Annotated in this window: 24 protein-coding genes; 18 read left to right on the forward strand and 6 right to left on the reverse strand. The window is 52.1% G+C overall.

Annotated features, from left to right (window positions below):
• The first annotated feature begins 58 nt into the window (after nucleotides 1-58).
• Nucleotides 59-361, forward strand: coding sequence for a hypothetical protein (locus Q5Y71_RS02940; protein ID WP_306039940.1), 303 nt, complete (start codon nucleotides 59-61; stop codon nucleotides 359-361).
• 148 nt (nucleotides 362-509) lie between these two features.
• Here Q5Y71_RS02940 and Q5Y71_RS02945 read toward each other — a convergent pair whose 3' ends face one another.
• Nucleotides 510-824 (reverse strand): DUF6471 domain-containing protein, encoded by a 315-nt coding sequence (locus Q5Y71_RS02945; RefSeq protein ID WP_306039942.1) that lies wholly within the window; start codon nucleotides 822-824, stop codon nucleotides 510-512.
• Nucleotides 825-972: 148 nt separating this feature from the next.
• Between Q5Y71_RS02945 and Q5Y71_RS02950 the strand changes: the two genes are divergently transcribed.
• Genes Q5Y71_RS02950 through Q5Y71_RS02980 form a run of 7 tightly spaced genes read left to right on the forward strand, consistent with a single transcriptional unit; the run spans nucleotide 973 to nucleotide 6,020 of the window.
• A complete protein-coding gene (locus tag Q5Y71_RS02950) occupies nucleotides 973-1,377 on the forward strand; it encodes a DUF2170 family protein (RefSeq protein WP_301418560.1) in 405 nt (134 codons plus the stop codon).
• A complete protein-coding gene (locus Q5Y71_RS02955) occupies nucleotides 1,374-2,069 on the forward strand; it encodes a PspA/IM30 family protein (RefSeq protein ID WP_306039945.1) in 696 nt (231 codons plus the stop codon). The genes Q5Y71_RS02950 and Q5Y71_RS02955 overlap by 4 nt, the downstream gene beginning before the upstream one ends.
• 19 nt (nucleotides 2,070-2,088) lie before the next feature.
• Complete coding sequence (locus tag Q5Y71_RS02960; protein WP_306039946.1) at nucleotides 2,089-3,147, forward strand: potassium channel family protein; 1,059 nt, start codon at nucleotides 2,089-2,091, stop codon at nucleotides 3,145-3,147.
• Nucleotides 3,132-3,785 carry a YjfK family protein gene (locus tag Q5Y71_RS02965; protein ID WP_306039948.1) on the forward strand — a complete coding sequence of 218 codons (654 nt, stop codon included), beginning with the start codon at nucleotides 3,132-3,134 and terminating at the stop codon, nucleotides 3,783-3,785. The genes Q5Y71_RS02960 and Q5Y71_RS02965 overlap by 16 nt, the downstream gene beginning before the upstream one ends.
• Nucleotides 3,786-3,800: 15 nt before the next feature.
• The gene (locus Q5Y71_RS02970; protein WP_306039949.1) at nucleotides 3,801-4,217 is read left to right on the forward strand and encodes a DUF350 domain-containing protein; all 417 of its coding nucleotides are present in this window, start codon (nucleotides 3,801-3,803) and stop codon (nucleotides 4,215-4,217) included.
• A 12-nt stretch (nucleotides 4,218-4,229) separates the two neighbouring features.
• Nucleotides 4,230-4,850 carry a DUF1190 domain-containing protein gene (locus Q5Y71_RS02975; RefSeq protein ID WP_306039951.1) on the forward strand — a complete coding sequence of 207 codons (621 nt, stop codon included), beginning with the start codon at nucleotides 4,230-4,232 and terminating at the stop codon, nucleotides 4,848-4,850.
• Nucleotides 4,851-4,853: 3 nt separating this feature from the next.
• Nucleotides 4,854-6,020 carry a glutathionylspermidine synthase family protein gene (locus Q5Y71_RS02980; protein ID WP_306040045.1) on the forward strand — a complete coding sequence of 389 codons (1,167 nt, stop codon included), beginning with the start codon at nucleotides 4,854-4,856 and terminating at the stop codon, nucleotides 6,018-6,020.
• 101 nt (nucleotides 6,021-6,121) lie between these two features.
• Here Q5Y71_RS02980 and Q5Y71_RS02985 read toward each other — a convergent pair whose 3' ends face one another.
• A complete protein-coding gene (locus Q5Y71_RS02985) occupies nucleotides 6,122-7,753 on the reverse strand; it encodes a response regulator (RefSeq protein ID WP_306039953.1) in 1,632 nt (543 codons plus the stop codon).
• A gap of 300 nt (nucleotides 7,754-8,053) precedes the next feature.
• Here Q5Y71_RS02985 and Q5Y71_RS02990 point away from each other — a divergent pair, with 300 nt between their 5' ends.
• From Q5Y71_RS02990 to Q5Y71_RS03000, 3 genes are all read left to right on the forward strand, one after another.
• Nucleotides 8,054-9,469 (forward strand): amidohydrolase, encoded by a 1,416-nt coding sequence (locus Q5Y71_RS02990; RefSeq protein ID WP_306039955.1) that lies wholly within the window; start codon nucleotides 8,054-8,056, stop codon nucleotides 9,467-9,469.
• Complete coding sequence (locus tag Q5Y71_RS02995; RefSeq protein ID WP_306039958.1) at nucleotides 9,466-10,767, forward strand: amidohydrolase family protein; 1,302 nt, start codon at nucleotides 9,466-9,468, stop codon at nucleotides 10,765-10,767. Before Q5Y71_RS02990 ends, Q5Y71_RS02995 begins: the two co-directional genes overlap by 4 nt.
• Before the next feature lie 213 nt (nucleotides 10,768-10,980).
• Complete coding sequence (locus Q5Y71_RS03000) at nucleotides 10,981-11,376, forward strand: MAPEG family protein (RefSeq protein ID WP_306040047.1); 396 nt, start codon at nucleotides 10,981-10,983, stop codon at nucleotides 11,374-11,376.
• A gap of 137 nt (nucleotides 11,377-11,513) precedes the next feature.
• On the opposite strand, the gene Q5Y71_RS03005 is transcribed toward Q5Y71_RS03000, so the two are convergent.
• Both Q5Y71_RS03005 and Q5Y71_RS03010 read right to left on the reverse strand, forming a co-directional pair.
• Nucleotides 11,514-11,813, reverse strand: a complete 300-nt coding sequence (locus Q5Y71_RS03005) for a YebG family protein (RefSeq protein WP_306039960.1) — start codon at nucleotides 11,811-11,813, stop codon at nucleotides 11,514-11,516.
• A 311-nt stretch (nucleotides 11,814-12,124) separates the two neighbouring features.
• Nucleotides 12,125-12,742: a LysE family translocator gene (locus Q5Y71_RS03010; protein WP_306039961.1), complete on the reverse strand. Its 618-nt coding sequence runs from the start codon at nucleotides 12,740-12,742 to the stop codon at nucleotides 12,125-12,127.
• Nucleotides 12,743-13,188: 446 nt separating this feature from the next.
• Here Q5Y71_RS03010 and Q5Y71_RS03015 point away from each other — a divergent pair, with 446 nt between their 5' ends.
• The 6 genes from Q5Y71_RS03015 to Q5Y71_RS03040 all read left to right on the forward strand — a co-directional run bounded on the left by Q5Y71_RS03015 (nucleotide 13,189) and on the right by Q5Y71_RS03040 (nucleotide 16,904).
• Entirely contained in the window at nucleotides 13,189-13,494 is a 306-nt protein-coding gene (locus Q5Y71_RS03015) for a hypothetical protein (protein ID WP_301418583.1), read from the forward strand.
• Nucleotides 13,495-13,672: 178 nt separating this feature from the next.
• Nucleotides 13,673-14,362: a DUF6249 domain-containing protein gene (locus Q5Y71_RS03020; protein WP_306039962.1), complete on the forward strand. Its 690-nt coding sequence runs from the start codon at nucleotides 13,673-13,675 to the stop codon at nucleotides 14,360-14,362.
• 11 nt (nucleotides 14,363-14,373) lie between these two features.
• Entirely contained in the window at nucleotides 14,374-14,928 is a 555-nt protein-coding gene (locus Q5Y71_RS03025) for a sigma-70 family RNA polymerase sigma factor (protein ID WP_306039964.1), read from the forward strand.
• Nucleotides 14,921-15,295: a hypothetical protein gene (locus tag Q5Y71_RS03030; RefSeq protein ID WP_306039966.1), complete on the forward strand. Its 375-nt coding sequence runs from the start codon at nucleotides 14,921-14,923 to the stop codon at nucleotides 15,293-15,295. The genes Q5Y71_RS03025 and Q5Y71_RS03030 overlap by 8 nt, the downstream gene beginning before the upstream one ends.
• A gap of 94 nt (nucleotides 15,296-15,389) precedes the next feature.
• Nucleotides 15,390-16,316 (forward strand): serine hydrolase, encoded by a 927-nt coding sequence (locus Q5Y71_RS03035; RefSeq protein ID WP_306039967.1) that lies wholly within the window; start codon nucleotides 15,390-15,392, stop codon nucleotides 16,314-16,316.
• A 63-nt stretch (nucleotides 16,317-16,379) separates the two neighbouring features.
• On the forward strand, nucleotides 16,380-16,904 hold the full coding sequence (locus tag Q5Y71_RS03040) for a hypothetical protein (protein WP_306039968.1): 525 nt from the start codon (nucleotides 16,380-16,382) through the stop codon (nucleotides 16,902-16,904).
• A 135-nt stretch (nucleotides 16,905-17,039) separates the two neighbouring features.
• Here Q5Y71_RS03040 and Q5Y71_RS03045 read toward each other — a convergent pair whose 3' ends face one another.
• Entirely contained in the window at nucleotides 17,040-17,888 is an 849-nt protein-coding gene (locus Q5Y71_RS03045; protein ID WP_371876988.1) for a DUF5996 family protein, read from the reverse strand.
• A 746-nt stretch (nucleotides 17,889-18,634) separates the two neighbouring features.
• Here Q5Y71_RS03045 and Q5Y71_RS03050 point away from each other — a divergent pair.
• A complete protein-coding gene (locus tag Q5Y71_RS03050) occupies nucleotides 18,635-19,249 on the forward strand; it encodes a tRNA-(ms[2]io[6]A)-hydroxylase (protein WP_306039970.1) in 615 nt (204 codons plus the stop codon).
• A gap of 8 nt (nucleotides 19,250-19,257) precedes the next feature.
• On the opposite strand, the gene Q5Y71_RS03055 is transcribed toward Q5Y71_RS03050, so the two are convergent.
• Nucleotides 19,258-19,518, reverse strand: a complete 261-nt coding sequence (locus tag Q5Y71_RS03055; protein WP_306039972.1) for a DUF3081 family protein — start codon at nucleotides 19,516-19,518, stop codon at nucleotides 19,258-19,260.
• Nucleotides 19,519-19,787: the final 269 nt, after the last annotated feature.

Genomic DNA, 19,787 nt, shown 5'->3' on the forward strand with positions numbered 1-19,787 from the left:
TACGCCGGGACTGCTAGGCTTTAAGGGAGTCCAATTGTGACTTTCACCGAGTGCATCTATGAAACTGTGGTTGTTGATTCCCTGTTGTTGGGTATCTGCTGTAGTGGCTATGGATCTCATGGTTGCGGATGCCCAGCAGGAACAGGGCCAACGAAGTCCGACTTTGAGCTTTTGCCAGGCGCGCTTTTACGAGGAAGATGATGGTCGCCTGTATTGCAACTGGGCGGTCAACTTTCGCTATGCCTGCTTTGCCTGGTGGCCCACTGACAAGATAATTCCGGCCGGGGCAAAACTGTCAGAGCCGAAAATTGTGGGCAAGTGCGGCAACGGGGAGCCCGTGTACAAACTCCACCACTACTAGTGGGGATTTCGGAGCCCCCGGGTGTCTCCCCGCAATGGAATCAATAGCTTTCAAGGCTGAAACAGCTCTGAAATCCCGGCTGGGTATGGGTTTTCCGGCGGCTGCATCGTGTGTGATTCCGTGTACTGGCCCGGGAGAGTAGAAGATGTTAGCTTTCCTTCTGACCGGTGTTGAGTCCCTGATCCCGCAATTCCCGGGCCTGTTTGAGGATTTCAGGTATGGCGCTGTCCTCTAGGGATAAGGCGTCAATGATGGCCGCGAGCAGATCCGCTGAAAACATGCATTTGCTCACTTTGCTGCGCAGGTTTTCCGTGGTCATTGAAATACCCCTTTCGGCCAGGGCTTGGGCCAGATCACCATAGCGCATGCCCTTCAAAGCCATGGAGGCGCGCACATAGCGGGCAATGGCCTGCTTGTAGGGAGCCAGTGCCTGCTGATTGCCAAGGCTTTGCTTGTGGTCCATGAGCTTTACTCCATTCTGGTTGAAATCAGATAAGTGGCAAATAGTAGCTTTTTGTGTATTATTTGCAATATAAGTTTGAAGTAATCTATTGACTGTTGTCTTTTTGATGCTATATTCGTGACCAATATTCCACAGTAAGGGGGTTGAAATGACCTGGAACAATGAGAGCCTGCGCCAGCTGGCAGAAAGCCATACCGGCTGGGTAGTGGAGCCTGAGGGGGACTGCCTCAGTATTTCCAACGATGAGGGTGTTGATGCCTTTGTCTATGTGGGTGAAAAGCAGATCGTTGTCGAGAGTATTCTGTTTCCGGTGAGCCAGGTTGGCGATGTGGCTGCGCTCAATGAGATGGTGCTACAAACCCATCAGCTGGTTCCCCTGACTGCTATCGCGGTTAAGAATATTGGCGGTGAGCACTATTACGTTGCCTTTGGAGCGCTCTCTGTTTCCAGTAAAGATGAAGTTGTTATCGAGGAGGTGGAGACTCTGTTTTCCAATGTGAGTGACTTCTTGGATTTGTACGCGGAGCATTTTGAAATGGAGGGCGTAGCATGAGCCTGAGAAAAATCTGGACTGCCTTGAAAGGGGCGGTCAATGAAGGCACTGAAGCGGTAGCGGACAGCCAGTCAATCCGTATTCTCGATCAGGAGTTGCGCGAGGCGAAGGCCGAACTGAAAGCCTGTGACGAGAACCTGACCAAGATCATGGCCAAGCGCAAGCTGGCGGAGGGCAAAGTGGAATCCCTGCGTGCGGATATTGAAACCTATAGCGCCCATGCTGTCAGTGCCAGCGAGAAGGGTGATAATAACCTGGCTCTGGAGTGTGCCGAGCGGGTTTCTGAGCTGGAGATGCAGCTCCAGACCGAGCGCAGCCTGCTGGATGGGTTCCTGAACTCAGAGCGTTCCCTGAAGGGCAATATTGCCAAGGCCAAGACCAATGTGCGCCGCATGGAACAGCAGATCGACCAGATCAAGGCCACTGAATCTGTGCAGAAAGCCCAGGTCGCTGTCTCTTCCCGCCACTTGGGGGCCAACAGCAGGATCAAGACCGCTCTGGACAGTCTTGACCGAATCAAGAGCAAGCAGCAGGAACGTGCAGCCGAATTGGAAGCGGCGGAAGAGCTGGCCTCTGAAGAGAGTGGCTCCAGCCTTGATGCCAAGCTGAAGGCAGCGGGTATCAAACCCGGTGGCCAGGTCAGCGGCAGTGACAAACTGGCCCAGTTGCTGGCGAGCCACGAAAAGGCCTGAACCGGTGCTATTGTTTCGCGTGCGACGCCTTCTGGCGTCGCTTTTTGTTAAAGCCAGTACAACGACTGTTTTCGTCGCCGTTTTGAGCTATGTAGCGGGCAGCTACTTGCTGCTGAGTGCCGCTGGGGAAAGCGAGATAATCGCCCCCGATAACTTCCTCTACTGGCTGGTAGTGACCGCATCGACGGTGGGCTACGGCGATTTCTCGCCAGTGACACCGGCGGGAAAAATGGTGGTGGCTGCCTGGGTGATCCCCTTGGGCCTGAGCCTGTTTGCACTGGTGGTTACCCGGGTGGGTTTTGCAGTTTCGGAGTTTGTACACAGAGGAAAAAGAGGGTTGCGCATGACGAATCATGTAAATCACACGGTCATTATCGGCTGGAACGGAACGCGGACCCTGCGCCTAATCGAGCTTCTGTTGGCAAAGACCAATGGAACTGCCGCTGAAATCGTACTCTGCGTAGAGGCCGATATTGAAAACCCCATGCCCGGCAAGATTGATTTTGTGCGGGTTGAATCCTTTTCCCATATCGAGGGTATGCAACGAGCCGGTCTGGCCGATGCAGCACGGATTATTATTGACAACCCGCTTGATGATGTAACGCTTACCACGGCTTTGTTCTGCGACAAGTACAGTCCCAGTAGTCATAAGACTGCCTATTTCCAGGACGAAAATGTTGGTGAATTATTGCGCGCACACTGCCCGAATATTGAATGTATCCCCTCGGTAGCCGTGGAGTTGCTGGCAAAATCCTCTCTGGACCCCGGATCCGCCCGCTTGCACAGGCAATTGCTGGATAGTACTTATGGAATGACGCAGTACAGTGTAGAGTACTGTGGTGAGGAGCCTTTGCCTGTTGCTGCTCTGTTTGATCATTTCAAGCGGGACCTGTCGGCAACCCTGATCGCTGTGCGCCGCAAGGGTGTAGTAATAATTGAGGTGAATCCTGCGCTGACAGATCAGGTGGGCAAAGGGGATATGCTGTATTACATCTCCGCCAAGCGCCTGGATGAGAAGCGCTGTTTCGATATAAAAATGAATGAAGGGGAAGGTGTTGGTACATGTTTGCCAAACTGATCGATCAATTGAAGGGGAAGCGGGACCCGACAGTGAAAACACCGGAGATTATGGGGTTGCGCCTGGGAGCCAGTTTTGAGCTGGATCCTCTGGCAATTCGCCTGATACTGGATGAGCTCACGATTGAATCCTGCTCCCCCACACAAATCATCAGGGCTGCGGGGGTTGTAGAGCTCGATGGTACCTGGGTTTACCGTTTCTATACAGACGATGATGCCTGGCTTCAGGTGGTGGCGGAAGGTGGCCAGGGAGACGAGCATGTGGTGGATGTCAAGCTGTTCCATTTTTACGACACCCTGGATGTGGCCGATCAACAAGCCTGGGACAACCTTCTGAAACAGGAGATAGGTACTGAACGCTACCAATTGCGGGATCGATCCTACAGTAGAGTCTGGACTTCAGCCGGTGACTACCACAATCCGGTACATATGTCCGAAAAGACCTATGACGTGGGCGGAGACTATTCGGTAACGGATCAATTCACCATGCTGTTCGAGCGTGAATTGTCCGACCAGCGCACCGAATCCCTTTTTCTCTCCGCAGAAGAGAAGGAGGAGGCTGCGGGCTATCTGAGCCGCAGCCTGGTGATCAGTACCGGTATTACACTGACATCTTCACAGCTGACTATTCACGGATAATAAGGAGAAGTATCAATGGGCCAGCCCTATGATTTACTGACTGGTATCGTACATTTTGCGGCCTACTTTGGCCTGTCATTAGTATTTTTGATCGTGTTTAAGTTTCTTTACACAATGGTGACGCCTCATGACGAGTGGAAATTAATCCGCAAAAATAAAAATGTGTCAGCAGCTATTGGGTTTGGTGGGGCGATACTGGGCTTTGCCATCGCTGTCGCCGGCGCTGCGAGTAACTCTGTCACTCTTATTGATTTCGCCACCTGGGCTGTGGTGGCGTTAGTTGCCCAGTTACTTGCCTTTGCAATTATCCGCTTTGGTTTTATGCCGCGTATTGTAGAGCGTATTGAAGAGGGCGAAATAAGTGCGGGTATTATGCTGGCCGCAACCACAATCTCTGTTGGTGTGCTCAATGCCGCCTGCATGAGCTACTGACTGGGGGTGGTGATGAAACGTACAAGAACTATTGATCTCTCGCGTATGCGTAAGGGCAGGGGACCAAGCTTTTTATTGCGCCCTTTGGCGATCAGTGTTGCTGCAGTACTCATGGGATGCTCTTCGGATGAGGAGGTTAAGGTTGTTGCCTCGATAGAGGACTGTGTAGACAATACCCAGCTGGATGAAGCCCAGTGCGAGGCAGCCTATCAGCGTGCTCTCGCGGAGGCCGAACGCACCGGTCCCAAATATGCTTCCTTGGCGCAGTGTGAAGGGGAATTTGAACATTGCCGGGAAAACAGCAGTGGTTTCTGGATGCCGCTGATGACCGGGTTTATGGTTGCCTCCATACTCAATGACAGCGACCGACGCTATCATTCCCGCGGCTACTATAATCCAGTCTATCGTTACTCCGCGCCTGGCTCTCGCTACCACGATCGCTTGATGACTGCCGATGGTCAGGTTATCGGGCGTTCTGGAAAAACAAGCTATAGGGTTGACAAGAGTACCACCCAGCCCAAGCCCAAGGTTACCAAAACGGTATCCAGGGGCGGCTTTGGTGCAGTGGCCTCAGCCAAGTCCAACTGGGGCGGTGGCCGCTCCAGCAGCCGTTCCCGTGGCTGGGGAGGCTGATTGGTGCTGAGGTTGCCCATTGGTGAACGCCCGCATTGGAAAGCGCGAGCGAAAGAGTTTGGCTTTCATTTTCACACCCTGTACGGTGAGCCTTACTGGGATGAAAGTGCCTATTATCAATTCTCTCTGGAGCAGGTGGAAAAGGATCTTGAAGATCCCACCGAGGAAATTCACCAGATGTGTCTGGAGGTGGTGGCATTGGTGCTTGAGGATGAGGAATTGCTGCGGCGTTTCTGTATTCCTGAACAGCATTGGGATTTTGTGCGCAGTTCCTGGAAAAACGGTGATCCCAGCCTGTATTCCCGCCTGGACTTTGCCTATTCCGGCAAGGGACCCGCCAAACTTTATGAAAACAATGCGGACACTCCAACCAGTATATACGAGACCGGTTTCTGGCAGTGGCTCTGGTTGCAGGACAATGTAAACAGGCGCGTTTTGCCGCTGCAGTCAGACCAGTTTAACAGTCTGCAGGAAAAGCTGGTGAATCGCTTTTACGACCTGCGGATTCTCACTCCTGATCGCCCATTGCACTTCGCTTGCTGCAAGGATAGCGAAGAGGATTTTGGTACCGTGCAATATCTCAAGGACTGCGCCGGTGAGGCGGGTATTGAGAGCCATTTTGTTTTTATAGACGATATTGGCCGAGATGCTGCAGGGTACTTCACGGATCTGCAGGATCAGGTGATCACCTGGATGTTCAAACTGTATCCCTGGGAATTTATGTTCCGCGAGGACTTTGGTGCGTTACTGGGCACCAACAATGTACGCTGGCTGGAGCCCCCATGGAAGGCTATCGTATCCAACAAGGCACTTCTGCCGATGTTGTGGAGACTGTTTCCCGGTCATCCTAATCTGTTGCCCTCTTTCTTTGAGGATGAGTTGGAGCGGGCCGGAGGCGTGTGCGATCTGGTAAAAAAACCGATTTTTTCCCGTGAAGGTGCCAATATCTCTATTGTGCGCAGCGGAGGAGTCCAACCCCTGTCCGATGGCCCTTATGGTGAGGAGGGGTATATATACCAGGAAATGCACCCGTTACCGAAGTTCGGCAACCATTTTACACTGATTGGCAGTTGGCTGGTGGGCGATATGGCCGCCGGCCTGTCAATCCGGGAGGATCGTACCATGGTGACCCAGGATATGAGCCGCTATTTACCTCACATTATTCTCTAGTATTGATCGGTTACAGTCATCAGAATTCCGGTTAAACCGCAGATGCAACCTCAGTAGGGCAGATTGAGGCGCTTCTGCTAAGCATGCATTTGTCCTGTTGATTAGTTCGATGGGGCCAGTTGACCACTGGCGATCATCTCTTCAATTTTTTTACTGAGCTTTTCGTACGTAAAGGGTTTTTGAATGCAATCGATCACCCCATCCGCAATCACCTCCTGGACTTTGCTGTCGACACTGTAGCCTGTGGAAAGAATGGCTCTGACGTTGGGGTTAATGCGCCTTAGGAATGCAAAGAGCTCCTGTCCGTCCATACCCGGCATAATCATATCGAGTAAGATCAGGTCTACATTGTCACAATTCCGTCGATAATAGGTAATTGCCTGCTCCGCTGTAGCAAAGGTTTCCACCCTGTGGCCATGCATTTCAAATATCGCCTTGGAATAACTGCGAATAATGGCTTCATCGTCCACCACCATAATTCGGAGCTTGCGTGCTTTTAAGGATGCAGCCGATGGTTTGGATTGCCTGCATGTGCTGGCTTCAGCAATGGGCAGGAAGAGTTTAAAGCAACTGCCTTCGCCTTCGTGACTGTGACATTGAATGGCGCCTTTGTGCAGATGAATGGTACCGTGCACAGCGGCAAGACCGAGTCCGGCGCCGCGCCCACTCTCCTTGGTTGTGAAAAAGGGCTCGAAAATACGCCGGCATACCTCGGGTGGCATGCCGGTACCACTGTCGCTGACTTCGATGACCAGATATTGGCCCGGTTGGATTTCAAAATCCGCAATAGTGCTGACTTTCTTCATGGAGGTGTTAGCGCTTGCAAAGCGCAGTGTACCGCCATTGGGCATCGCATCTTTTGCATTGATGCCAATATTGAGTAAAGCGCTCTTTAGCTGGGCCGGGTCGCCGATGATATGAGCGCAGCTGGCTACAAGCTGTTGCTCTATGCGGATACGACGGTCGATTGTACGTCCTAGCATGGCGCAGACATCGCGTATAATTTCATGGGTGTTACACTCTTTGAGCTGATAGCTGCCTTTGCGTGCGAAGGTAAGCAATTGCTTGGTCAATTCCGCTGCATGACGCGCAGTGGTAAGAATATGCTGACTATACTCACTGATCAGGGGGTTCTGAGAGACTTTCTGGATAACCTCTGCATAGCCGCTGATACCGTGAATCATATTGTTAAAATCGTGGGCGATGCCGCCGGCCAGTTCGCCAATAGCTTGCATTTTTTGTGCCTGACGTAATTCCTCCTCCAGCAGGCGCTGCTTGGTAATATCGGTACCGATACTGAGAATACCCCCGGTGCGCCCTTTCTCATGGGATAGGAGTTTATTGGTCCAGGCAATCCAAACCCGCTTACCACACTTAGTGATATTTTCATTGATGTTATAGCGGTGTTCCTGGGGATGATTACAGATGTGTTCAATCAGCTTGCGCAGGTCGCGGCCACTGGTTTCGCTGGCCGGTACAATAGTGCCAATCAAATGTTGCCCAATAATCTCGTCTTCCGAGTAGCCAAACAGCTGCTGTGCGTATTCGTTAAAAAAGGTGATCCGCCCGTTTCTGTCGAAGCGCATGATAATCGAGTTTGCATGGGCCACCAGCTCTCGGTAGCGCTCTTCGCTCTTGCGCAGTGCCTCATAAATCTGGTTTGAGTCCATTGCCTGGGCGGAGGCGATGACTGGGGAGGAGGGGAAAACTGGCAAGTTATCTTCCTTGATCATCTGTTCTCCTCCTGAGTAAATGTTGTGTATTTTTTCACCAGAAATTGCACCAGAAAGAGCGGAAAAAGTATATAGGGGACTGCCGTGTTTTTTCAGTCACTACCCAGTTCATGTCGTCAGGCCGCTATTTAGGCTACCGGTTGTCATGCCTGTGGTCCATCGGTCGCACTTGCGATTCTGGAAGGCCTGGATCGGGGCCCATTGGGAGCAAAGGTTTCAATTTGCATGTTGAAGTAGTGGCGATCACCAGACAACCTGATAGCATGTATCATCTTATTCAAAACACCTGGATGAATTCCTATGCAGCTGTATTCTCGAGTTTTCGGGCGCAGTATCGCGGTTGTGCTTTTTACCTCGGTGCTGCTGTCTGCGTGCGGTGAGAAGAAAAGTGGTGAGCACGGGCAGAGATCCCTGGATTTCGCCCGCCTCGATACTTTTCCCTCCACCTATGCGATCAACCAGTCTCGCCCTGTCCTGATTCAGGGAGCTACATTACTCACCGGTACCGGTGCGCAAGTTGAAAAAGCGGACCTGTTGCTGGAAGGTGGCAAAATCACCCAGATTGGCAAAGCCCTCAAGGCGCCCGAAGGAGTCTTAATCATTGATGGTGAGGGCAAATGGGTCACCCCCGGTATTATTGATGTGCATTCCCACCTGGGGGATTACCCGGTACCGTCCATCGAGTCCTCCCAGGATGGCAACGAAATGACCTCCCCCAACACGGCGCAGGTTTGGGCAGAGCACTCGGTATGGACCCAGGACCCGCAGTTTCCCCTGGCCCTGGCCGGTGGCGTCACCACTCTCCAGGTTCTTCCCGGCTCTGCCAATCTCTTTGGCGGACGCAGTGTCACTCTCAAGAACGTACCGGGCCGCAGCGTACAGGATATGAAATTTCCCGGAGCTCCCTACGGGCTGAAAATGGCCTGTGGTGAAAACCCAAAACGCGTCTACGGTGGCAAGGGGACTTCCCCTGCCACCCGCATGGGGAATGTAGCCGGCTATCGCAGTGCCTGGATAGAGGCGAGTCATTATAAGAAGAAGTGGGAAGACTATGTCGAGAACGGTGGTGAAGAGCCTAAGCGTGATCTGGGGCTCGAGACCCTGGCCGGTGTACTCAACGGCGATATCCTGGTGCACAACCATTGTTATCGCGGAGAAGAAATGGCCGTGATGCTGGATATTGCCGATGAGTTCGATTTCCACATCTCCACATTCCACCATGCTGTCGAGGCCTACAAGGTGGCGGACCTGCTTGCTGAGCACAACGTTTGTGCGGCTATGTGGGCAGATTGGTGGGGTTTCAAGCATGAGGCCTTTGATATGACAGAGGCCAATATCGCCATTGTCGATCAGGCCAGGGCCTGTGCAATGATTCACTCGGACTCCGGTGTGGGTGTGCAGCATCTGAATCAAGAGGTGGCCAAGGCAATGGCTGCTGGCCAGCGAGCGGGCTTCGATATTCAACCCAAAGATGCCGTTGCCTGGATGACACTCAACCCGGCGAGGGCCCTGGGTATCGACGGGCAGACCGGCAGCCTGGAGATCGGCAAGATGGCTGATGTGGTGGTCTGGTCCGGTAACCCCTTTAGTGTCTACACCCAGGTGGAGCAGGTGTTTATCGATGGTGAGCTGATGTACGACCACGCCGATGCTAAGCGTCAACCGCGCAGTGATTTTGAGTTGGGTATTCTCAATGCCGAGGGAGAGCGACTGTGAATAAACTAGTTGTTTTTTATATTCTGGCCCTGGGATTGTGTTTCGGTAGCGCCCAGGCCGAAACCATCCTGATCAAAGGTGCTAAGGTTCATACCCTGTCCGATAAAGGTAGCCTGGACACCGCCGATATTTTGATTGCGGATGGCCGCATTGTGCAGGTGGGTTCCTCGTTGGATGCCTCTGCTGAGCGGGTAATCAATGCCAGTGGCAAGGTTGTGACTCCGGGGATTATCGCACCGATCTCCGAACTGGGCCTGGTGGAAATCAGTGCCGCGAGCACCACTAATGACCAGTCGGTCACTGGTGAGAGTATCGGCAGTGCCTTCAATCCATTACCGGCTTATAATCCCAAGTCTACCTTGATACCGTTTAATCGCGCTGGTGGTGTCACCAGTGCTGTGGTGTTTCCCAGCATTAGTCCCTGGGACGGCGGAGCGGTGGAAGCCCAGCGGGTATTCGCCGGGCGCAGTTTTGCCATCAAGTTAAATAGTGAGTTCGACAGTGTCGAGGCCAGGGATGTTGCCCAGAAGGCCTATCTGGGAGAGGCCGGTGCGGAGTTGGCCGGTGGCAGCCGTGCCAGTGCCTATGCCAAGGTGGAGAGCGCTCTGCGTGAGGCCTTGGAGTACCGGGAAAACCGTTCGGCTATTCGCCGTGGCGAGTGGCGTCAGCTGGACTACAATCTGGCCGATCTGGAAGCCCTGCAGCCGGTAGTGGATGGCAAGGCCCCCCTTGTGGTTACTGCGAACCGGGCCAGTGATATTCTCGCAGCCCTAGCGCTGGCAAAAGTCTTTGACGTAAAACTGGTGTTGTTGGGCGCGGCAGAGGGCTGGATGGTGGCGGATCAACTTGCCGAAGCCCAGGTGCCGGTGGTGATTGATGCGATCAACAACCTGCCGATCTCCTTCTCAAGCCTGGGTGCACGCCTGGACAATGCCGCTTTGTTGACCAAAGCTGGAGTCAAGGTGGCGATCAGCGGCCCGGACTATGCCGCCACACACAATCTCTATCTCTCGCGCCAATCCGCAGGTAACGCTGTCGCCCATGGTCTGCCTTACGAGGCAGCACTTAAATCCATCAGCAGCAATGTTGCCGATATCTTCAGCTTGGATGGCGGTACCCTGGAAACGGGCGCTGTTGCGGATATTGTTATCTGGAGCGGAGACCCACTGGAAGTCACCAGTTACCCGGAACAGGTGCTGATTGCCGGGGTTCCCCAGTCTCTGGTGACCCGCTCCACCCGCCTGCGCGACCGTTACTTGAAGCCATCCAAGGGCCACAAGTTTGGCTATCGGCATTGATTGCACGCAATATCTGATGAAGTGATAGCCAGTAAAAAGAGCAGACAGTAAATCCGCTCTTTTTACCGAGGTATTTCAAGCCGTGCATGCCGTTTGCCAACGGCATAATGCGCCAAGGGATCATATTCTTTTATACTATCTGTATGGTTGGTGAGCGGATTGAGGTAATAAATATTGTTGTGCCCAACTGATGAGTAAAAAAGGAATCACAGGATAGTCAATGTAACAGCTCTTTATACTGGTCTTTGCGCAATTTTAATGATCTATCTTGCCAGCAGGGTGGTGCAGTTTCGCCGCATGAAAAAGGTCGGAATGGGGAGCGGTAATGATCTGTTCAATGAGGTTCGGGTGAGAGTGCATGCCAATGCCATCGAATATATTCCCATAGCACTACTGTTGCTGCTGGTCGCCGAGTTGGGCGGTCTGGCCGCGGTATGGCTACACATATTTGGCATTGCATTTCTTCTGTCCAGGATATGCCACGCCTATGGTCTGACAGCAGGCAAGGGTGGGACTCATATGGGGCGTTTCTGGGGTACGCTGATCAGTTGGCTAGTAATAGTGGCTCTGGCGATCGTCAATATCGTTATGGCTGTGATGGCGCTGTAATCGGACGTTTTACCATTGTCTGGGATCTGTGGGCGATTATGCCTGAGTGCTGGCGACTCAAGCTGGAGGCCAGGGCTTGTCGGCGATAAAAAAGCCCGGTAGAGCCGGGCAGAGTACAGGGATAAAAATCCAAGCGCCTACTGATTTGCCGCAAATGGGGTAACGGTTTCCTCCCCGCCTTCCTGCGCACTATTCTCTTTTTGTTCCAGCAGAACCTCCGGTTTGCCCTTGCAGGCCTTGGCCAGTGCGTCGCGATGTCTGGCCAACAACAAGCCTATCTCTTCTCCGGCCTGTTCATTGATGCCGTCAATATGGCGCTCAATCAGCGCGGTAATGTTGGCGGCCAACTCCAGCATTTTGTCGTGTTCTTCAGCCTCTTTTTTGTTGTCGAACATTGCTCCGTCTCGATCACATTTCCAAACAGCTACTACGGCCATGATATGACTCCCACTTGTCTTGCAGACAGTTCAAATTATTTGTATATGTATACAGTAACTGTATAAATAATCAGTGTCAATAGTGCGTCAAAAAAAGATAGCTGTGTCGGATGCTGTTGCCGCTGCGAAAGCCGATCGCTACCAGAGTGATGGGCTATCATGGTGCTCTGGCAATCCAATGTTCAGAATTAGGCTTTCGGATCTATAAATTAGCGCCGCCGGTGTGTGCGTTCTGTAGGCGCAGGCGGCAAAGGGGTTCATGGATTTTGCAGGACGCATTAACAAGGGATAATCGGCGTTTTACCAGAAAATTAAACAGACAGCAGGAGCCGTGCGGCAAGGGCAATCAGTAACAAGCCAAACAGTTGTTGTATACGCTGTCCCAGGGGTTTACTCAGCAGTTGCCGCTTGCGGCTGGCGTGAACAGCCAGAACAATCATACAGTACCAAAGTGCATCCACTCCGGACGCCAAAGCGGCCATGCCCAGTTTGGTCGCCAGTGTCTGTTGCTCTGACACGAACTGGCTGAACAGGGCGGTGAAGAAGATAGCAACTTTGGGATTAAAAAAGGCAACGCCGAAACCCTGGGCGATCGAGCGCCGAAGACTCTGGTGATTGGCTTCCAGATTGACTGCACGGTAACCCTGAGCGGTGCCGCTCAGAGCTTTCCAACCCAGATACACCAACATGGCGGCACCAGCCCACTGCAGGATGCCAAATAAAAGCTCAGAGCGGATTATGAGCACTGCCAAGCCAAAAACGGTCAGTGTTGCATAGATTGCGACACCGGCGCCATGGGCAATGGCGCAGGCAAGTCCCTGCCGCCATCCGGAAGCGGCACTGCGCAACACGATCAGCAGGCTGGGACCGGGCGACATGGCTCCCAGTGCGCAGATACCTGCAAGAGACAACCAACTGAGTAAATCCATGATGTTCACTCTCCTCTGTGCCTGAATTACTGACCGCTTGCAGTAGATTTGCAGTCCCGGGGTCTCATCGCGAATTAGGTGCTGTTCAACCCCCCTCAATTACTGCCAAGCACTTAATGACGCAAGACCGACAGAGGTGGAACACCGAGAAGCCCTCAGGCCATCTCCAGCCTGCCGCTGCGCATGGGCGAATGATGCCACGGAGGGGGCGTATACAGAGAGGCTCCCACTGTGCTGGCCAGGTATGCCGAGGCAACTGCGTTGAAAGCCCCACTGGATAGAGTGCGTTCAGAAGGGGCAGAGGCGACGTTTATACCACTGGATTGAGCCAAAATGGAACAGTATTGCTTATGGGGGATTAAAAGAAAAATTATACCCGCTTGCATCCAAAGCCAAGCCTGATCCCGTCTCAGAAGTGTACAAGAAAAAGCGATCTGGAGGTCACAATGTTCACTGCGGTATCATTCAGGAATGTAAAATTTTGCGCCATTTTGGTATTGGTATTCGGTGCGTTGCCAGTTGCTCAGAGTAGGGCAACGGAATTGGGTTTCTCCATAGAGGAGATTAACCATGAGTTTGCTGAGAAGATTGAGCAACAGGTCCTGCTGAAGCTTGACATGCTTAATCAGTGGCGAGCCAAGCATATCATCCAGGGCAGCAATTTTCCCTATCCAGCGCGAATTGCCGAGGACAAGTCCTCGCGCGGCGCGACACCGGGGCCCTACTCAAAAGGCCGGCTTACGGTAATGTAACGGCAACGGGATTTAACGCTGGTCAGGCGGTGCAACAACGCAGGTAAAGAGAACGATTAGAGAGCAAACAATGAGAGCGAGAACTAGCTTTTCAATGCCGGCAGGCGTCCATTGGTTGATGGTTATGGCGGTCTTATTTGTCGTCCCGGGCAGTTGGGCGCAGGGGGACACCGCCACTATGTCGGAGCCCCCAGCCCCTCCTGCAGCGGACATTGAAGCCCCGGAGGCCCCGTCGCGTGTGCGCATTCTGCGTGATGAAAACGGCGTGCTCACCATCAAAACCCGTGGAGAGGATGGTGAACGCAGTGAGGTTCGGGTCGACCTTGGTGAGGAATTCGGTGGTCCGTTGAGCCAGCGTATCATTGAAAAACTCGAAAGCAAGGGGATTCTCGATGAGCGTGGTCAGGTGGTTGAGGAGGCGCTTGACAGTGTCCCGGAAAATGTGGAAATCGGCTTGTCTCGGCGTTACGACCACTCTGGCAGTCAGTGGTTCAGGGATCATGAGGTTGAGCGGCTCAATGAGCTGTTGATACCAGTTGTTGCCCTGCTCTGTGTATTTGGCATGCCGGTGCTGATCGTATGGTTGGTCACCCATAATAGTTATCGCAAAAAGCAACTGTTGATGGACAACATCAACCGCATGGTGGCAGAGGGCCGGGATGTTCCGCCGGAATTGTTTGATGCCCTGGAGGGCAATGGTCCGAGTAGCTCCAAAGACCGCGGTATCACCCTGATAGCTGTTGGCGCGGCAGTGTTTTTATGGCTCACAGCCCTGGCGGGCATTGAAGTGGGCAGTCTGGGATTAATCCCCCTCTTTATCGGTCTGGCCCGCTTTATCAATTGGAAGCTGGATAAAAAGCAGGCGTAAGGACAGCGAATATGGACCTCGATGATGAGGGGTTGATCAGACGCGCCGTCGAAGATGGGGATCAGCGGGCCTACGCCCAGCTGGTGCGTCGCTATCAGTCTCAGCTGCGATTCTCGCTCCGTCAGCTGTGTGGTGGTGACCAGGGTCTGGCAGATGATATGGCCCAAGAGGCATTTATCAAGGCCTACAAGGCGTTGCCGGCATTTCGGGGAGATGCCCGTTTCAGCACCTGGCTGTACCGTATTGCCTACAATCTTGTTATGAGTCACAAGCGCAAGAATGCGCCGGAAGTGGACCAGGAGGCGGTGGATAAGGCCCAGGCTGAGGAGCGTGTGGAAGAGGCACAGCAACTGGTTATGGCCAGGGATCTCGACTCCGCCATGGAATCGCTCAGTGATGTGCAACGCCAGGCCATACATTTATGCCTGCAGCGGGGTTTTTCTCATGAAGAAACGGCGAATATCATGAAGTTGCCACTGGGTACGGTAAAATCTCATATCAATCGCGCCAGAGCCAAGCTGCGCAGTTTGTTGCAACCCTGGCGCGAGGAGGTGGTCAATGGTTAATTTTGAACAACGTCACACAAAGGGCAACGCCTTGCGCGATACAGCGATAGAGGGCAAAGATCCGATGTTCGATGCCTGGTTGAGTGAACAGCTGCAATTCGGGGAGCCCTACCTGGATGACAATGGCTTCTGTGATCGGGTGATGGCCGAGCTGCCGGTGTCATCAAAGCGGGCTGAACGCCGTGCCAGTGGATTCCAGTATCTCGCTGTGCTGGCTGCCTCTGGTATTGTTGCTTGGCAATTTCCCTTTGGAGAGGTATTGAGCGAAGCCGCACGACAATCTATCAGCCTTTACAGCCTGGTTGGTATGGGAATGCTCTCTTCCCTGGTAGCCATGGTCGGCGGTATTCTCGCTGCCCGCCATTAAGCCTTATTTATTGCCAAGATGGTCATGGCGTAAAGGGGGCAAATGTTTTTGCCTTCCCATTTCACTGAAAAAAATAAAAAAACAGAAAATATCCATGCAGTGGAAAGTGTTGTTAAGTGTGGCAGTTTTGTCAGTGGCTGCTTATGACTGCTTTGCAGATAAAGAAAACGTAAAATCAGATGTAGCGTTTAGGTTAAAAGAACTGGCTGATAACAATAATTTAACTGGCTCATATTTTGTTGCACTTGTAGATCAGAATGGACTTGCTTTTTTCAATGCCTATTCAAAAGGGAGTCGCCAGTTAAGTAAAGATACCCCAATTCTTATCGCGTCTCATACTAAGGCGTTGACCGGTACATTACTGGCTGTTCTGCATGATGCTGAAAGGATAGATTTAAACAAGCCCGTATCTTATTATGATCCTGCACTCATTTCCAACACAAAAGTTGATACTGACAAGATTACAGTTAAACAACTGCTTACACATACATCCGGTTTTACGAGTGTTCCATTTGTCTTTAAGACGGCTTTTCTAGGTTACGCCGATCAGGTTGAATTAATAAGGTCTTTGAATGAGCATATGCTTGTTGCGCCGGACCATCAGTTTAGGTATTCAAATACAGGCCCAATTGTTGCTTCAATGCTTGCGGAGTCTGTTATGAATAAGCAATGGGCTGAACTCATTTCATTGTATATTGCCAATCCATTAGGTATGACTGGTACTACTGCGGATATTGCTGGTGTTAAGAACATATTGCCTGCAATTACCACTGCAAAAGATGGCAGTATTTTTAATTATGGGCATCACAAGACAAATGCCACGATGCATCCGGCAGGTGGGCTGGTTTCTACAGCAAACGATCTTGCTATCTGGCTGAAAACCAATATCAATCAGGATGTATCAAAATTATCCAAGGGCGATATCTTTGAAAAACTGCACAAGGCACAGGTTGCTCAACAGAAAACCTATTTTACGCATGCACGTGATGGTTATACCCTGGGGTGGGATGTTGCGCAATAAAATAGTGAAATCCTGTTGACGAGGTTTGGTAATTACGGAGGTTACAGCATTCATGTGTCCTTTATGCCCGAGCGGAAAATTGGGGTCATAGCCTTTACCAATCAGGATATTGCCTTCACCCTGCCTCATGTGATTGCTAACTACACCTATAATTCTGTACTTGAAAAAGACAATCGAGATGAATTGCTGGAGCGGGAGTCGAAACGGTTAGCGGGATCAATCAGGTCAGAATTGGTGAGTGCACCCGACAGTGATCTCATAGTACAAGCTGGGCAGTTGCCGTCTAATCTAATAGGAACCTACAGAAATAATAAAGGCTGGCCGGAACATGAACTTTATATCGCCAAAGGTCAGGTGAAAATAAATTGGGGTAGTCTTCAGGGTATCTTATTGAAAGGTGAGCAGGGTTATAACGCCCATTTTGGGGTGTTCAACAGGAAGATTTCAATTATCCCAGGGCAAAACAATACAGTTACGCTTAAAAATGGCTCACTGATTTATAAAAAGCCAGGCGCTAGTGTTCAGGAGTCCGGCGGGTCAGGCAAAGCTTCAACGCAGGTAAAACTGGCTCGCGGGATGTCCCTTTGACGATCAAGAGTACTGTTTGCTTTCCGATACGAATTGCAGGGCGTTGCCATACTACTAGACAATGTGTTGCGAAGCCGCTCATGTGCAGTTTGTGCAGGTTTCACTGAATCAATCAAGGTCATCATACCTGTGAGGTCAAGGGTTTGGCACAAGTTCACGCTCCAGGGCAGTGCGATCCCAGTCAGACAGATTGGCGGCCGCCTCATAGGTACTTTGGAGGAACTCCAGCAGTTTATCGTCAGGTGATTCTGATGTCCGCACGTCGTCGTAGGAAAGAATGAATTCGCCCAACTTGTCCGAGTAATAGGCTTCCGGGGGTGAGATTTGGGCTTTGGAGAATCCATCCGGTGCTGGATAGGCATAGGAGTAAAATGATGGGGTATCAATCTTTCCGCCACCTGGCCAGAATCCCGCACTGCTCACCTCGTGAGAATAGGCCTCGCGGACAACCCAATCCGGAAGATGGGGGACACCTCCCGGATGCAGCGGCGCCTCTCTACCCGAAAAGCGTGTCACGGCCAGGTCGAAGCTGCCCCAGAAAAAATGCACAGGGCTGCATTTTCCTATAAAAAAGCGGGAGCGAAATTCCTTGAACACGCGATCCATCTGCACCAAAGCGCGCCAGAATCGCGTGGCAAACTCGCGATCATAGTGATGGTGCGTACTGTCCTTTTCAAATGGAATGCCATCGGCTACTTCGCTGGGCGTGGTAAAGATCTGGATGTCAAGACCCAAGGTCGCAAGTGCCTTGAGAACATTTTGATAAAAACTGGACACAGGACGGGACTCCAACGCTAGGGATTGTTGGCCGCCGTTGGTTGTCTGGATTACAAGTTGGTGGTTGAGCAGGTTGAAGATGATTTCAAATGCCCTGCCATCATACGGAATCAGCGACGTACTGAGACCGCGTGCTGTTATGTAGAAGGGGACATGCCAGGAGTGGTTTGTCCACGGAGTTTGCGCGAGTCGAATCTTTCCGATTATTTGGGTCTACATATGGAGTGTCGCCGCCGTATTCGACCAGTCTTTAAAGGGGAGTTCCGGCCAGTCGGCGGTCTTGGATCGGTTTGGAAAACGCAACATCGATCAGGCCTCCTGCCTTTCTAAGCTGCAACAATGCTGTGCAGCCTTTTATCAAATAGATGGATGTATCCCCGCAAAGCCGTACTCAGCCGATTTGCACGCTGGTTTGAGGTTTCAGTGAATACCCGCTTTGTGAAATGAGAACCTGGCTGATACATTGGTCACTATCGAAGATAGCACTCTTGTACTGGACCTGCACTTGTCATCTTCCAAGGGGTGCCGGCACAGGTATAGCTGGACAAATAGAGGTTGCACTTCCCGTTAATAGGGATCGCCATACTTGTGCAACCTATGGTACTGGGCAGTTCACTGTGTGATGCTCAAGAACTTCCCGAACCGCCGGGACAAACGGTTTGGCTATGAGAGCGCCGGTCAGTGCCTCCAGGATCTGGGATCTGCTGCAATCGGTGCGCCTTTTTCTGGCGCGCGGACTGTTACGTTTGGAGTGCTGGGCATCTGCTCCGGCAGGCGCACATCCCCCTTTATATCGGGCTTCTCCCGCCTGGCACAAAGAGGGTGATACCGGCTCTGCTCAGGCCACTTCAGTTTACACAAGCTGCCGGGCTTACCGCTGGCATGGCTGCCCTTCTTATGCTGGATCGCTATAATCCCGCGCCAAGTGAGTTTCCCTTATTGAAGTGCCCCCTATGAATAGTCAATCCCCCGATCTTTCCGCCATTCACGGGTTTCTACTGTGCCCAACTCCGGAGGCCTGGATTCATGCAGCGCTTGCCGAGCCGGAATTGATGCTGGTGGACCATGCAAACTGTGAGAAGAAGGCGGCGGGTACAGCGTTGAATCTGATGTTTCGTTACCTCAATGACTTCGAGCTGCTAAACAAGATGTCGCGCCTGGCCCGAGAAGAATTGCGCCATTTTGAGCAGGTGCTGGCGATTATGGAGAAGCGTGGCATCGCCTATCCCCATGTCAGTGCCTCCCGTTACGCGGCGAGTCTGCGCGCTGAGGTGCGCACGACTGAACCGGGGCGATTGGTGGATACCCTGATTTGTGGAGCGATCATTGAAGCGCGCTCTTGTGAACGTTTTGCCCGAATCGCCCCCTTTCTGGATGAAGAATTACAGAGGTTCTACCTTTCTCTTTTGAAATCTGAGGCTCGTCATTTTCGTGACTATCTGTATCTTGCCGAGAAGGCTGCCGGTGAGGACACGGCATCTCGGGTCCAGGCGTTGCTGCAGGTGGAACGGGAGCTGGTAGAGCGCAGTGACAGCATTTTCCGTTTCCACAGCGGAATCCCGATGTAATTCCATTGTCAATCCCTGTCCAGGCGGGCAAGCAGGTCCAAAAACTCCTGTAAGTCGTTACTATTCTGATAATCCACCGAGAATTTATTGTGGAAAAAGATCGAGAGCTTCACCCTGTTTGAATGGATAAAGACCGTGTAACCGTCAAAATCGGTGCTCACCGTCAGCCCTTGGTAGTGCCAGCCATCGTGCGTTTTGCGACCATCCCTGGTGACCCGGTTGAATACCCGCAGGGCTTGTTTGACGTCGACTTTGTGCTCCTCTTCCATAGCAGCCTCTCTGTGTGGTGAAGCGGGATGTGTGGATAGTGGCAACTTCCTTCCTGGATTGAACGGAAAGCCATGGCAGCCTAAGTACGGATAGTGCTCAGCAGTGGACTTGTGTTTAGTTTACTATTCTATGCCTGCCCGTGGTCAGGTTTGTCGTAACCCCAGCTTGCACACAGGGGGACAGATGCTGACATGGCAGTAGCAGGCTCCGTAAAGCGGTGGGCCTGATGGGATGCGGGGTTTTGGTGTTGGCTTCCTTAGCTCCTCCC

It is taken from the genome of Microbulbifer sp. 2205BS26-8 (genome assembly GCF_030731025.1).
In the GTDB taxonomy this organism is placed as follows: domain Bacteria; phylum Pseudomonadota; class Gammaproteobacteria; order Pseudomonadales; family Cellvibrionaceae; genus Microbulbifer; species Microbulbifer spongiae.